This is a genomic window from Pseudomonas sp. 58 R 3, assembly GCF_900006605.1.
GTDB lineage: Bacteria > Pseudomonadota > Gammaproteobacteria > Pseudomonadales > Pseudomonadaceae > Aquipseudomonas > Aquipseudomonas salomonii.
This window is the reverse complement of sequence record NZ_CVTT01000061.1, coordinates 315,381-329,810: the sequence shown is the minus strand read 5'-3', so window position 1 is coordinate 329,810 and position 14,430 is coordinate 315,381. Positions and strand designations below refer to the sequence as shown.

General features: G+C 61.2%; 11 protein-coding genes. 2 read left to right on the top strand and 9 right to left on the bottom strand.

The window, feature by feature from the left end:
- Positions 1 to 7: 7 nt before the first annotated feature.
- The 9 genes from phaC (BFP92_RS19860) to BFP92_RS19820 all read right to left on the bottom strand — a co-directional run bounded on the left by phaC (BFP92_RS19860) (position 8) and on the right by BFP92_RS19820 (position 12,256).
- Complete coding sequence (gene phaC / locus BFP92_RS19860; protein WP_065930766.1) at positions 8 to 1,690, bottom strand: class II poly(R)-hydroxyalkanoic acid synthase; 1,683 nt, start codon at positions 1,688 to 1,690, stop codon at positions 8 to 10.
- A gap of 88 nt (positions 1,691 to 1,778) precedes the next feature.
- Complete coding sequence (phaZ, locus tag BFP92_RS19855; protein WP_017138580.1) at positions 1,779 to 2,624, bottom strand: poly(3-hydroxyalkanoate) depolymerase; 846 nt, start codon at positions 2,622 to 2,624, stop codon at positions 1,779 to 1,781.
- A gap of 175 nt (positions 2,625 to 2,799) precedes the next feature.
- Positions 2,800 to 4,479: a class II poly(R)-hydroxyalkanoic acid synthase gene (gene phaC, locus BFP92_RS19850; protein WP_065930765.1), complete on the bottom strand. Its 1,680-nt coding sequence runs from the start codon at positions 4,477 to 4,479 to the stop codon at positions 2,800 to 2,802.
- 249 nt (positions 4,480 to 4,728) lie between these two features.
- On the bottom strand, positions 4,729 to 5,106 hold the full coding sequence (locus BFP92_RS19845; protein ID WP_065930764.1) for a gamma-butyrobetaine hydroxylase family protein: 378 nt from the start codon (positions 5,104 to 5,106) through the stop codon (positions 4,729 to 4,731).
- Positions 5,107 to 5,254: 148 nt separating this feature from the next.
- Complete coding sequence (hslU, locus tag BFP92_RS19840; RefSeq protein ID WP_017138578.1) at positions 5,255 to 6,592, bottom strand: ATP-dependent protease ATPase subunit HslU; 1,338 nt, start codon at positions 6,590 to 6,592, stop codon at positions 5,255 to 5,257.
- A 36-nt stretch (positions 6,593 to 6,628) separates the two neighbouring features.
- Entirely contained in the window at positions 6,629 to 7,159 is a 531-nt protein-coding gene (gene hslV / locus BFP92_RS19835; protein WP_010563201.1) for an ATP-dependent protease subunit HslV, read from the bottom strand.
- A 233-nt stretch (positions 7,160 to 7,392) separates the two neighbouring features.
- Positions 7,393 to 8,094, bottom strand: a complete 702-nt coding sequence (locus BFP92_RS19830) for an SPOR domain-containing protein (RefSeq protein ID WP_056860622.1) — start codon at positions 8,092 to 8,094, stop codon at positions 7,393 to 7,395.
- Position 8,095: 1 nt separating this feature from the next.
- Positions 8,096 to 9,832, bottom strand: coding sequence for an arginine--tRNA ligase (gene argS / locus BFP92_RS19825; RefSeq protein ID WP_065930763.1), 1,737 nt, complete (start codon positions 9,830 to 9,832; stop codon positions 8,096 to 8,098).
- 204 nt (positions 9,833 to 10,036) lie between these two features.
- A complete protein-coding gene (locus BFP92_RS19820) occupies positions 10,037 to 12,256 on the bottom strand; it encodes a primosomal protein N' (RefSeq protein WP_065930762.1) in 2,220 nt (739 codons plus the stop codon).
- A 228-nt stretch (positions 12,257 to 12,484) separates the two neighbouring features.
- Between BFP92_RS19820 and rpmE the strand changes: the two genes are divergently transcribed.
- Together rpmE and BFP92_RS19810 are read left to right on the top strand one after the other, a co-directional pair.
- Positions 12,485 to 12,712, top strand: a complete 228-nt coding sequence (rpmE, locus tag BFP92_RS19815; protein WP_017138574.1) for a 50S ribosomal protein L31 — start codon at positions 12,485 to 12,487, stop codon at positions 12,710 to 12,712.
- A 287-nt stretch (positions 12,713 to 12,999) separates the two neighbouring features.
- The gene (locus tag BFP92_RS19810; protein WP_056860619.1) at positions 13,000 to 14,268 is read left to right on the top strand and encodes a malic enzyme-like NAD(P)-binding protein; all 1,269 of its coding nucleotides are present in this window, start codon (positions 13,000 to 13,002) and stop codon (positions 14,266 to 14,268) included.
- Positions 14,269 to 14,430: the final 162 nt, after the last annotated feature.

The following is a 14,430-nucleotide window of genomic DNA, read 5'->3' as shown; positions in this document are numbered from 1 at the left end:
GTTGAGCTCAGCGCACCCGCACGTACGTGCCTGGCGCCGCTTCCATCGGTGGGTAATTCTGGTTGCCCAGGGCGGTGAGGGTCTCGCGCTGCACGCCCGACCGTTGCTGGATCCACGCAAGCCACTGCGGCCACCAACTGCCTTCGACGTGACGGGCGTCGTAATACCAGGCGCGGGGGTCGCTGCTCAGCTTCGGGTTCTCGACGTAGTTGGCCTTGGGGTTGCCCGGCGGGTTGAGGATGCTCTGGATATGCCCGCTGTTGGACAGTACAAAGCGCCGCTCGCCGCCCAGCAGTTGGGTGGAGCGATACACCGCGTCCCACGGCGTGATGTGGTCGTTGATGCCGGCCACGCTGAAACTGTCCACGGTGACCTTCTGCAAGTCGATGGGCGTGCCGCACACTTCCAGGCCGCCAGGGTGGCTGAGCGGGTTGTGCTTGAAGAAGTCCAGCAGGTCGCCATGCAACGCGGCGGGCAGGCGCGTGTTGTCGTTGTTCCAGTAGAGAATGTCGAACGCCGGCGGCTCTTTGCCCAGCAGGTAATTATTGATCCAGTAGTTCCAGATCAGGTCGTTGGGGCGCATCCAGGCGAAGACTTTGGCCATGTCGCGGCCGTCGAGCACGCCTTGCTGGTAGGAGCGGCGCTTGGCGGCTTCCAGGGTCTGTTCGTCAGCGAACAAGGTGGCGGGGCTGTCGATCTGGCTGTCCAGCAGGCTCACCAGGTAGCTGGCGCTGGAGATGCGCCGCAGCTGGCGCTTGGCTTGCAGGTGGCCTTGCAGCGCAGCGATGGTCAGGCCACCGGCGCAGGCGCCCATCAGGTTGACCTCACGGGCACCGGTGATTGCACGGCACACATTCAGCGCTTCCTCCAGCGCCGCCACATAGGTGGACAGGCCCCACTCGCGGTGACGCACATCCGGGTTACGCCAGCTGACCATAAACGTCTGCAGGCCGTTTTTCAGGGCGTACTGCACAAAGCTGTTGGCGGGGCTGAGGTCGAAGATGTAGTACTTGTTGATTTGCGGCGGCACGATCAGCAACGGCTTGGCGTACTGCTTTTCGCTCATGGGCTTGTACTGGATCAGTTCCAGCAGCTCGTTGCGAAACACCACAGAGCCTGCGGTCGTTGCCACCGTTTTGCCCACTTCAAAAGCGTGTTTGCTGACCTGGCTGGGCAGGCCATTATTGTGCAACAAATCGTTAAACAAATTATTCACGCCGCGCACCACGCTGTTGCCGCCGGAGTTAAGCAGCTCCTTGATGGCCAGCGGGTTGAGCAAGGTGTTGGAGGGCGAGACCGCATCGTTGATCAGTGAGAAGGCAAAGTGCGCGCGGGCGCGGTCATCGGCGCTCATCGAGCTGTCGTCGATCCAGTCACGCGTTTGTTTCTGCCAGCTCAGATAGGCTTGCAGGCTGCGCCGGTACAGCGGGTTAAGCGCCCAGGTCGGGTCGGCGAAGCGGCTGTCAGCGGGGTTGGGGGCATGCACGGTTTCACCCAGCAGCACGCGACCGAGTTGGCCGCCCAGGGCCAGGGCGTGCCGAGCGGTGTACAGCGGGTTGCGCAAGCCATGGTTGGCGACGCTGCGCAGGGTCGCCAGTAAATCCCGGCCCCGCAGGCCACTGATCGCATTTTGCGCGTTGATAAACGCGGCTGGGGTGGGCGCCGGGTTCGTCACGGGTCTTTCTCGCATGAGCCAACACTCCTTCGTCAAGCCATCAACAGGCACGCCAATTCAGAACCATAGCCGGTTCCTGGCAAGTTGCGCGGCGGCGTAGTCCTTACACCGCGGGTCGTGGGTGAATCACCGCACGCAGGCGCTCCTCCTCAAGAAACTTCATGATGATCGGCGCCACGGCTTCGGCGCGGGTAATCAGGAACAAGTGGCCATCATCGATGATGTGCAACTGTGCGTTGGGAATGCGCCAGGCGAGCATGCGCATATTGATCAGCGGGATCAGCGGGTCGTCATCGCCCGCCAGCACCAGGGTCGGTTGGCGGATCTTGTGCAGCCAGTGAATGCTGGTCCAGCCAAGGCCGGCAAACAGCTGCCAGTAATAACCGAGCTTGCCCGCCGAGCGCACTTTGCTCGCATGTTCGGCGGCCAGTTTGGAATCGCGGCGGAACGAGCCGCCATAAATCATCGGTGCGATGCGGACCACGTGGGACGGTTGAATATAGCGCCTGGGGCTTGCCATCAGCCACAGCACCTTGGGTTTGCCCGGCACCATAAAGGCCCCGGCTGCCGTGGCCGCGAGGATCAGTTTTTTGCAGCGCTCAGGGTAGTCATAGGCAAACTGCTGCGCCAACGCGCCGCCCCAGGACACACCCACCGCATTCACCTGGCCATAGTCCAGGTAATCGAGCATGCGTGCAGTGAGCTTGGCCAAACCGGGAAAGCGATAGGGCACGCTGGGTGTTGAGGACCCCCCCACACCCGGCACATCGAAGGCGATCACTTCCAGGTCCGGGTCCAGCGCCTGGACGAACGGAAACACCAGCTCCAGGTTGGCGCCGATGCCGTTGAAGATCAGCAGCGGCGTCAAGTGAGGCTTGCCCGGGCGTACCGCCGTACGGATGGTCTGGCCATCCAGGTCGATGGTACGGAAGATAAACGGTTGCGGCATGGGCTTACCCTGCGAAATGGCGCGATATTTCCCTGTCGGAACCCGGTCAATGTGGGAGCGGGCTTGCTCGCGAAAGCAGTGTGTCAGTTGATGCATTCGGTGGCTGACACACCGCCTTCGCGAGCAAGCCCGCTCCCACAGTTGACCGCATTCCAGCTACAAAACAGTGTTTCGTTTATCGTTCGTGCACATAAGTACCCGGCGCCGCCTCAGCTGCTGCATAGGCTTTATTACCCAGGCTTGTAGGTGCTTTCTTCAATTTGCCCGCCCGCTCGGCCTGCCACACCTGCCAATGCAGCCACCACGAGTCAGTGTGCTTGGTGGCATTCTCCTGCCACTCCAGCGGCTTGCCGGCCAAACCATCGCTGGTCTGGTAACGCGCCTTGGGGTTGCCTGGCGGGTTGAGGATGCTCTGGATATGCCCACTGCTGGACAGCACAAATTCCACTTTGCCACCAAACAGCTGCGCCGACTTGTAGCACGACTGCCACGGCGTGATGTGGTCGTTGGTGCCGGCCAGGGAATAGATATCGGCGGTCACCTGCTTGAGGTCGATCGGCGTACCGCACACTTCCAGGGCATTGGCGCGCACCAGCGGGTTGTTCTTGAACAGCTCAATCAAATCGCCATGGAAGGCGGCCGGCAGGCGCGTGGTGTCGTTGTTCCAGAACAGGATGTCGAACACCGGCGGCTCGTTGCCAAGCAAGTAGTTATTGACCCAGTAGTTCCAGATCAGATCATTGGGGCGCATCCAGGCAAACACCTTGGCCATGTCGCGGCCTTCCAGCACGCCGGCCTGGTAGGAGTGGCGCTTGGCCGCCTCCAGGGTCTGTTCGTCGACGAACAGCGCCACCTGGGTGTCCAGCGTGGTGTCCAGCACGCTCACCAGCAGGGTCAGGGCGTTGACCTTCTTCTCCCCCAGCGCCGCGTAGTGGCCCAGCAGGGCGGTGCAGGTGATGCCGCCGGAGCAGGCGCCGAGCATGTTCACGTCTTTGCTGCCGGTAATGGCCGTGACCACATCGACCGCTTCCTTGAGCGCCTCGATATAGGTCGACAGGCCCCACTCGCGTTGCGCCTTGGTCGGGTTGCGCCAGCTGACGATAAACGTCTGCTGGCCATTGCGCAGGCAGAACCGCGCCAGGCTCTTTTCCGGGCTCAGGTCGAATACATAGAATTTGTTGATCTGCGGCGGCACCACCAGCAGTGGGCGCTCGTGCACCTGCTCGGTGATGGGCTTGTACTGGATCAGTTCCAGCACGTCATTGCGAAACACCACAGCGCCTTCGGTGGTGCCCAGGGTCTTGCCGACTTCAAAGGCGCCCATGTTGACCTGGCTCGGCATACCGCCGTTGTGCACCATGTCTTTGGCCAAGTGGGACAGGCCATCAAGCAGGCTTTTACCGCCGGTTTCAAAGAAGCGTTTGACTGCCGCCGGGTTGGCCGCACTGTTGGTGGGGGCCATGGCTTCGGTCATCAGGTTGATCACGAAGTGGCCGCGGCTGATGTCCTGTTCCGACAGGTTGCTGTCGCCGATCCAGTCGTGCAGTTCCTTGCGCCACGCCAGGTAGGTTTGCAGGTAGCGCTTGTAGAGCGGGTTCTGGCTCCACGCCGGGTCGTTGAAGCGACGGTCATCGCCTTCGGGGGTCAGTGCGGACTTGCCGAACATCACGTTCTTCAATTCCACGCCAAAATGCGCGATGTGTTTGACGCTGTGCAACGGTTGCTTGATGGCTTGGGTCAGCACCATCTTCGCTGAGGCCAATAAATCCTTTTTGCGTAACGCGATGATCGGGTTCAGCCCCAGGGTGTTTTCCGAGGCCTGGCGTTTCAAGTCATCGTTATTCTTGTTACTCATCTACGACGCTCCATTGTCCGAAAGACGAGTACCGGCGATTGCTGCGCACCCAATTTCGATACACGACACCAGCCTGGTACTGCGACTCGGATGACCGTTGATACCGCATCGTCAAATGCAGGGAACTTGCCAGTTCCATTGGTTACCCGAGTTTAATTTTTTTCGCAAGCGGGCCAATCGTTGACCACGTGACAGGGCATTCAAGCAGATGAAATTAGAAAATGCCCTCTAAAGCGCAAGACGCCTGAGTTAGAGCATCAGCCGCACGACCGACTCACTCGGGTCGCGGGTTTTGCCGGCGGCTTTGAGTTCGGCGAGGTAGTCGGCCCACAGGTCTTCCTGGCGCACGGCCAATTGGTAGAGGTAGTCCCAGGTGAACAGTCCGCTGTCATGGCCGTCATCGAAGGTCAATTTCAGTGCGTACTGGCCGGCGGGTTCTATCTTGGTCAGCCGCACGTTGAGCTTGCCGAATTGCAGGATGGGTTTGCCGTGGCCCTGGACCTCGGCGGAAGGCGAGTGGGTGCGTAGCAGTTCGGCGCTAAGTTGGTACACCTCGTCCGGCCCGTAGGTGAGGCCGAGGGTGTTGGAGGTTTTGTGCAAATTTACAGCAGTAGGGAATTTCGACATTGGCGATGATCCTGAAGGAACCGGCTTCAAAATGTGGGAGCGGGCTTGCTCGCGAATGCGGTGTGTCAGTCAGCACATCTGATACTGATACACCGCATTCGCGAGCAAGCCCGCTCCCACAGTAAAGCAAAGCGGTCCTGAGTGAGGCTTACAGGATATAACGAGACAGATCTTCGTTCTGCGCCAATTCGCCCAGGTGGCTATTGACGTACTCAGCGTCAATCTTGATCGCTTCGCCATTCTGCGAGCCGGCCATGTCGCCGGCACTGAAGGACACTTCCTCCAGCAGACGCTCAAGCAGCGTATGCAGGCGACGGGCGCCGATGTTTTCGGTCTTCTCGTTGACCTGCCAGGCAATCTCCGCCAGGCGCTTGATGCCGTCCGGCTGAAATTCGATGCCCAAACCTTCGGTTTTCAGCAGTTCGCGGTATTGCTCGGTGAGCGAAGCGTGCGGCTCGCTGAGGATGCGCTCGAAGTCGCCGGGGGTCAGCGCCTTGAGTTCCACGCGAATCGGCAGACGGCCTTGCAGCTCCGGCACCAGATCACTGGGCTTGCTCAGGTGGAACGCGCCGGAGGCGATAAACAGGATATGGTCGGTCTTGACCATGCCCAGCTTGGTGTTCACCGTGCAGCCTTCGATCAGCGGCAGCAGGTCGCGCTGTACGCCTTCGCGGGACACATCGACGCCGCCGGAGTTGCCGCGCTTGGCCACCTTGTCGATCTCGTCGATAAACACGATACCGTGCTGCTCCACCGCTTCCAGGGCTTTGGCCTTGAGCTCTTCCTCATTCACCAGGCGCCCGGCTTCTTCGTCGCGCACCAGCTTCAGCGCGTCCTTCACCTTGAGCTTGCGGCTTTTCTTCTTGCCCTTGCCCATGTTGGCGAACAGGTTCTGCAACTGGCTGGTCATTTCTTCCATGCCAGGCGGTGCGGAGATGTCGACGCCGGACACTTCGGCCACTTCGATCTCGATTTCCTTGTCGTCCAGCTGGCCTTCACGCAGGCGCTTGCGGAACAGCTGGCGGGTGTTGGAATCCGAGCTTGGCGCGGCGTCTTCGTTGAAACCCATGCGTGCCGGCGGCAGCAGGGCATCGAGAATGCGTTCTTCGGCGGCGTCTTCGGCGCGGTGGCTGACCTTGGTCACTTCCTGTTCGCGCAGCATTTTCAGGGCGGCATCGGCCAGGTCACGGATGATCGACTCGACGTCACGGCCTACGTAGCCCACTTCGGTGAACTTGGTGGCCTCGACCTTGATGAACGGGGCGTTGGCCAACTTGGCCAGGCGCCGGGCGATTTCGGTTTTACCCACGCCTGTCGGCCCGATCATCAGGATGTTCTTGGGCGTTACTTCAACGCGCAGTTCTTCGGGCAGTTGCATCCGGCGCCAGCGGTTACGCAGCGCAATGGCAACGGCGCGCTTGGCATCGTCCTGGCCGATGATATGGCGATTAAGTTCATGGACGATTTCGCGGGGAGTCATGGACATAGTGTTTGGCGGCCTCAAGCGGAATAAGCCTACGGCTTACTCGGCGAGGTCCTGCTCCTCAATGGTGAAGTTGTGGTTGGTAAACACGCAGATATCGCCGGCGATACCCAGGGCGGTCTCGACGATTTCGCGGGCCGACAGGTCGGTTTTCTTCAACAGGGCGCTGGCTGCCGCCTGGGCGTAGCCGCCGCCGGAACCCATGGCGATCAGGCCGTGCTCGGGTTCAACCACATCGCCGTTACCGGTGATGATCAAGGACGCGTCTTTGTTGGCGACCGCCAACATGGCTTCCAGGCGGCTGAGGGAGCGGTCGGTGCGCCATTCTTTGGCGAGTTCGACAGCGGCGCGAACGAGGTGGCCCTGGTGTTTTTCCAGCTGGCCTTCGAAGCGTTCGAAGAGGGTGAAGGCGTCGGCAGTGGCGCCGGCGAAACCGGCGAGAACCTGGCCGTGGTACAAGCGACGCACTTTCTTGGCGTTGCCTTTCATCACGGTGTTGCCCAGGGAAACCTGGCCGTCGCCGCCCATGACGACTTTGCCGTGGCGACGTACTGAAACGATGGTGGTCAAGGGGAGAGTCTCCACGCAGCGGGGCGAAAATGCCCTGATGGAATCTCATATGGGGGTGGCGGGGGGGATTTCAACCGTAGGACGTGTGTGCGGACGAGTGGTGTTTATGCGAAATGATCGTCCCCACGCTCTGCGTGGGAACGCATCCTGTGACGCTCCGCGTCACAAAGCGGACGCAGAGCGTCCGTGGCGGCATTCCCACGCGGAGCGTGGGAACGATCATGCTCAGAGACTCAACGGCTCTGGCGTTGTTGTAACAACAGGTTGCTAAAGCCTGCACCCGCCAGCTGCTTCTGCGCCACGGTCAGCTGTTCACGGTTACTGAACGGCCCCACCAACACGCGATACCAGGTCGCATCCTTCACCGTGCCGGACTCTACCGTCACCGACTGGCCCAACAGAATGATCTGCGCACGCACACGATCCGCATCCGCCTGTTTCGGGAACGAGCCCGCTTGCAGGAAGAACTTGGTTACCGGCGCCGCCTTGGTGGTCGCCACCGGTGGCGGTGGCGGCGGAGTGATACCGGCCAACGCGGCTTGAGCGCGTGCGGTGTCGATTTTCGCCGCTTCCGCTGGTGTCACCGGTGTGGTCGGCACTTGCGGCGTCGGCAGGGTTTTCTCCGGCACGGCGTCCGGAGGCACGATCACTTCCGATTCCGGCAACAGCGTGTAGAAGTCGTATTTCGGCTTCACGGGTGCGGTCGGGCTTGGCGCTGTTTTATTGGCTTCGGCCATTTTCGTGGCTTTCTGCTGTTCTTGCTTGACCCGTTTGACGTCATCGCCCTTACCGGGCTCCAGTTTCATCAGGATCACCACAAACGCGCCGACCGCCAGGCCGATAGCCATCCACAGCCAGCCCGGAATTGGCTTCTTCGCCGGTGCCTGATAGCGGCTGGCGCCGCGCTTGGGTGCAGGTTTTTTCTTGGCAGCCAACTTACATACGCTCCAGGGTTTCCAGGCCTAACAGTTCCAGGCCTTGCTTGAGGGTCCGTCCAGCCAGTGCGGCGAGGCGCAGGCGACTTTGCTTTTGGGCGTCGTCGTCTGCCGTAAGGATCGGGCAGTTCTCGTAGAAGCTGGAGAACAGGCCGGCAACTTCGTACAAATACGTGCAGAGGATATGCGGCGTGCCTTTTTCACCGACGCTGTTGAGCACTTCGCCGAACTGCGCCAGCTTGGCCGCCAGGTCCTGTTCATGCGGGGCATCCAGCACGATCCGGCCTTCAACCTCGCTGAAATCCTTGCCCAGCTTGCGGAACACACCGGCCACACGGGTGTAGGCGTACAGCAGGTACGGCGCGGTGTTGCCTTCGAAGTTGAGCATCAGTTCGAAGTTGAAGCTGTAGTCGCTGGTGCGGTGCTTGGACAGGTCGGCGTACTTCACTGCGCCAATGCCCACTACGCGGGCGATGTTGCGCAGGTCGGCCTCGGCCAACTCAGGGTTCTTTTCCTTCACCAGGTTGTAGGCACGCTCCTGGGCTTCGTTGAGCAGGTCGATCAGCTTCACGGTGCCGCCGTCGCGGGTCTTGAACGGGCGGCCATCGGCGCCGTTCATGGTGCCAAAACCCATGTGCTCCATGTGCATCGGGTGGGTCACGAAGCCTGCGCGGCGCGCCACTTCGAACACCTGCTGGAAGTGCAGGGCCTGGCGTTGGTCGACAAAGTACAGCGCGCGGTCGGCCTTGAGCACGCCGCTGCGGTAGCGCACGGCTGCCAGGTCAGTGGTGGCGTACAGGTAGCCGCCGTCGGCCTTGACGATGATCACCGGCAGCGGCTCGCCATCGGCGGTCTTGAATTCTTCGAGGAACACGCACTGCGCGCCGTTGCTCTCAACCAACAGGCCGGCAGCCTTGAGGTTGTTGACCACGTTGATCAGGTCGTCGTTGTAGGCGCTTTCGCCCATCACGTCGGCCATGGTCAGCTTCACGTTGAGCAGTTCGTAGATTTCCTGGCAGTGCGACAGCGAAATCTCACGGAAACGGCCCCACAGCGCCAGGCATTCTTCATCGCCGGCTTGCAGCTTGACTACCAGGCCACGGGCGCGGTCGGCGAACTCTTCGGATTCGTCGAAGCGCTTTTTGGCGGCGCGGTAGAAGTTTTCCAGGTCGGCCAGTTCGTTGCTGGTGATCGGGTTTTCCTGCAGGTAGGCCATCAGCATGCCGAACTGGGTGCCCCAGTCGCCCACGTGGTTCTGCCGGATCACGTCGTCACCCAGAAACTCCAGCACACGCGCCACGCCGTCGCCGATGATGGTGGAGCGCAGGTGGCCGACGTGCATCTCTTTGGCCAGGTTCGGCGCCGACAGGTCGATGACCACGCGCTGGGCTTCGCCGGCCTTGCGCACGCCAATGTTGGTGTCGGCCAGGGCCGCGTCCAGGCGCGAAGCCAGGGCCTGGGTGTTCTGGAAGAAGTTGATAAAGCCCGGGCCGGCGATTTCGGCCTTGGTCACACTCTCGTCGGTCGGCAGCGCGGCGATGATTTTCTCCGCCAGGTCGCGCGGTTTCATGCCGGCGGGCTTGGACAGCATCATCGCAATGTTGCTGGCAAAATCGCCATGGGTCTTGTCGCGAGTGTTTTCCACCTGGATCGCCGGCGACAGGCCTTCAGGCAACACACCTTCGTTGACGAGTTGGGTGAGGGCTTGTTGGATCAGCTGGCGAATGGTGTCTTTCATGGTGTTCTCTTTCGACCGCAAGCGGCGGCGCGCGATGCGCAGGTGGAAAAACTGGGCATTATCCGTGGCGAGGGCGGGCTTGCCAACCGTTCAGACAGGTTGGTAGACCTGCGGGCCTCATCGCGGGCAAGCCCGCTCCCATATTTAAAGGTGTTCACATTTCAAAATGTGAGAGCTGGCTTGCCTGCGATTGTGATTTTGCAGTCAATACAGGTCTACCGGGTCCACATCCAACGACCATCGCACTTGGCGGCCGCTGGGCATTTGCTCCAGGGCAAGCATCCAGCTACTTAGTAGCCGATGCAGCGGTGCGCGGGAGGTTGCCTGCAAGAGTAGCTGAGCGCGATACCGCCCGGCGCGGCGCTCCATCGGTGCGGGCACCGGGCCGAGCAATTCGATGCCGGTCAGACCCAATTCGCCGAGCAAACGTTCGGCGGCGCTGCAGGCCTCGTCGAGAAAACTTTCGGCCTGCCCTGGCTTGTGCGCTTCAGCGCGCAACAGTGCCAAATGTGCGAACGGCGGCAGGCCGGCGGAGCGGCGTTCGCTCAGGGCCTGTTCGGCGAAAGCGAAGTAGCCCTGTTCTGTCAGCTGAATCAGCAAAGGGTGGTCGGCCAGGTGCGTCTGGATAATCACCTTGCCCGGCTCTTCGGCGCGCCCGGCACGGCCTGCCACCTGCACGATCAACTGCGCCATGCGTTCGCTGGCGCGGAAGTCGCCGGAGAACAAGCCCCCGTCGGCGTCCAGGATCGACACCAGCGTGACCCGTGGGAAGTGGTGCCCTTTGGCGAGCATCTGCGTGCCGATCAGGATGCACGGCTGGCCTTTCTGGATGGTCGCAAACAGCTGGTTCATCGCGTCTTTGCGCGAAGTGCTGTCGCGGTCGACGCGCAGCACCGGGTAATCCGGAAACAGAATGCCCAGGCGTTCCTCGGCGCGTTCGGTGCCCGCACCCACAGGGCGCAAATCCACTTTGCCGCATTGTGGGCAATGGCGCGGCACGCGCTCCACATGGCCGCAGTGGTGGCAGCGCAGTTCGCCGTGGCGCTGGTGTACGGTCATGCGTGCATCGCAGCGTTCGCACTCGGACATCCAGCCGCAGTCATGGCACAACAGTGTCGGCGCAAAGCCCCTACGGTTGAGAAATACCAGAACTTGCTGGCCGGCGGCGAGGGTTTGGCCGATGGCTTGCTGCATCGGCCCGGAAATGCCGCTGTCCAGCGGGCGACTTTTTACATCCAGGCGCAGGAAGCGTGGTTGCTTGGCGCCGCCTGCGCGCTCATTGAGGCGCAGCAGGCCATAACGGCCGGTGTAGGCATTGTGCAGGCTTTCCAGGGACGGTGTGGCCGAGCCGAGCACAATCGGGATGTCTTCCTGGCGCGCGCGTACCAGCGCCAGGTCGCGGGCGTGGTAACGCAGGCCTTCCTGCTGTTTATAGGAGCCGTCGTGCTCCTCGTCGATGATGATCAGCCCAGGGTTCTTCATCGGCGTGAACAGTGCCGAGCGGGTGCCGATAATAATGTCGGCCTCGCCGTCCCGCGCCGCCAGCCAGGCTTCCAGGCGCTCACGGTCGTTGACCGCCGAATGCACCAGCGCGATGCGGGCGTTGAAGCGCTGTTCGAAGCGCGCCAGGGTTTGCGGGCCCAGGTTGATCTCCGGGATCAACACCAGTGCCTGCTTGCCGGCTTGCAGGGTTTCGCGGATCAGCTGCAAATACACTTCGGTCTTGCCGCTGCCGGTGACACCGGCCAACAGGAAGGCGTGGAAACTGTCGAAACCGGCGCGAATGGCTTCATAGGCGGCGCGTTGCTCGGGGTTCAGCGGTAATTCCGGCTGGGCCAGCCAATGGTCGTGGCGCGGGTCCGGCGCGTGCTTGCGGATTTCCACCTGCACCAAGCCCTTGGCCAGCAGCAGGTCGAGGCTGTCTTTGCTCAGCATCAGCTTGCTTAACAGTTGGTGGGCCACGCCGTGGGGGTGCTGGGCCAGGGTCGCGAGGGCTTCACGCTGGCGCGGGGCGCGGGCGATGCGCGGGTCATCCAGGCGCGCGCCGGGCACCATCGACCAGAAACGCTCCTGGCGTGCTTCAGCCGGCTCGCCCTGGCGCAGCAGCACCGGCAGCGCCCAGCTCAGGGTATCGCCGAGGCTGTGCTGGTAATACTGGGCGGTCCACAGGCATAGCTTGAACAGCGCGGGCGGCAGCGGTGGCGTGGCATCGAGGATGGCCAGGGCCGGCTTGAGCTTTTCGGCAGGGACTTCGCTGTGATCGGCCACTTCGATCAGAATGCCGATCATCTCGCGACGGCCAAACGGCACGCGCACGCGCATGCCTGGCTGCAACTGCGCCCGCAACACGCCGGCCGGGGCCCGGTAGTCGAACAGGCGGCGCAGGGGCGAGGGCAGGGCTAGGCGCAAAATGGCGTCGGGCACGCGGGGAGTCTCATATAAAGGCAGGCGGTGGCGCAGGGGCGGGAGCCTAGCAGACAGGGGCAGCCTTGGGTATGCCGAGGTTTTTCTGATGAAAGGGGCTTTTATGTGGGTAAACCACGGGAGGCGCCGCTTGCGCGTTTAAAAAGGTCTGGTAGAATCCGCGGCCTAATTACGTGCGGTATTCGACAATAGTGTCGAGTGGCGGCACGCTAGCCCGAGGAAGTCACCATGAAAGCCGATATCCATCCAGCGTACGAAACTATCGAAGTAACCTGCAGCTGCGGCAACAAGTTCGAAACACGTTCGAACCTGTGCAAGCCACTGGGTACTGACGTATGCAACGAGTGCCACCCGTTCTACACCGGTAAGCAGAAAACTCTGGACACCGGCGGCCGTGTACAGCGCTTCGCAGATCGCTTTGGTGCTTTCGGCAAGAAGCCTGCTGCTGCAGAGTAAGGCTCAAAAGCCCTCAGGGTTTTTGCAAGCTGTTGAAAAAGGCGCCCCTTGTGGGCGCCTTTTTTGCACCTGCGATTTGATTGTGCTGCACTCAAAGCAATTTTAATAAAAAATTGTAGACATTTTTTATCTCGATTGTGAACAGTTAAACCCTTATATCCCGTGGCTCTTGGCCGAAAGTCTTAGTGCACGGCCCTTGACGGGAGTGACTGACCAGTCTTGTGGGGACTTTCTCACACGCGTATCCTCGGCGGTCCGTCGACCAACAGTAAAAGCGGAATGCCGATATGTCTGATTTGAAAACTGCCGCTCTCGAATATCATGCCCATCCTCGTCCAGGAAAGCTGAGTGTAGAGCTCACCAAAGCCACTGCCACTGCCCGCGACCTGTCGCTGGCCTACAGCCCTGGCGTTGCCGAGCCCGTACGTGAAATCGCCCGCGACCCTGAACTGGCGTACAAGTACACCGGCAAAGGCAACCTGGTTGCAGTGATTTCCGATGGCACCGCGATTCTCGGCCTGGGCAACCTCGGCCCATTGGCGTCCAAGCCAGTCATGGAAGGTAAAGGCGTGCTGTTCAAGCGCTTTGCCGGCATTGACGTTTTCGACATCGAAGTCGACTCCGAAAGCCCACAAGCTTTCATCGACACCGTAAAGCGCATTTCCATCACCTTCGGTGGCATCAACCTGGAAGACATCAAGGCACCTGAGTGCTTCGAGATCGAAAAGGCCCTGATCGAACAGTGCGACATCCCGGTATTCCACGATGACCAGCACGGCACCGCAATCGTTACTGCGGCCGGCATGATCAACGCCCTGGAAATCGCCGGCAAAACCCTGGCTGACGCACAGATCGTCTGCCTGGGTGCTGGTGCTGCCGCCATCTCCTGCATGAAGTTGCTGGTGAGCATGGGCGCCAAGCTTGAAAACATCTTCATGGTCGACAGCAAGGGCGTTGTGCAGTCCGAGCGTACCGATCTGAACCAGTACAAGGCGATGTTTGCCCACGCTACCGACAAGCGCACCCTGGCTGACGCCCTCGACGGTGCCGACGTGTTCGTTGGCCTGTCCGGCCCGAACCTGCTGAGCGCCGAAGGCCTGAAGTCCATGGCGGCCAACCCGATCGTGTTCGCCTGCTCCAACCCGGACCCGGAGATCTCGCCTGAGCTGGCCCACGCCACTCGCAACGACGTGATCATGGCCACCGGCCGTTCGGACTACCCGAACCAGGTCAACAACGTGCTGGGCTTCCCGTTCATCTTCCGTGGTGCCCTGGACGTTCGCGCCAAGCGCATCAACGAAGAGATGAAAGTGGCGGCCGCCAACGCCCTGCGCGAACTGGCCAAGCTGCCGGTACCTCAGGACGTGTGCGATGCCTACGGTGGTGCCCCGCTGGCATTCGGTCGTGAGTACATCATCCCGAAACCAATGGATAAGCGCCTGATCACCCTGATCTCGGATGCCGTGGCCAAAGCCGCCATCGAGACCGGTGTGGCCACCCTGCCGTATCCGAAGCACTACCCGCTGCAAAGCGTGGATGATGTGTTCAACGGTTAAGCCGTTGTAGCGCACCCACAAAAAGCCCCGGCTCTTGCGAGTCGGGGCTTTTTTTGTGGCTGGCTGAATGCGGTCTTCAGGCGCCAGGTAAACCCTGTGGGAGTCGGGCTTGCCCGCGATGGCGGTGTATCAGGGGGTGAATCAGTGGCTGATACACCGCCG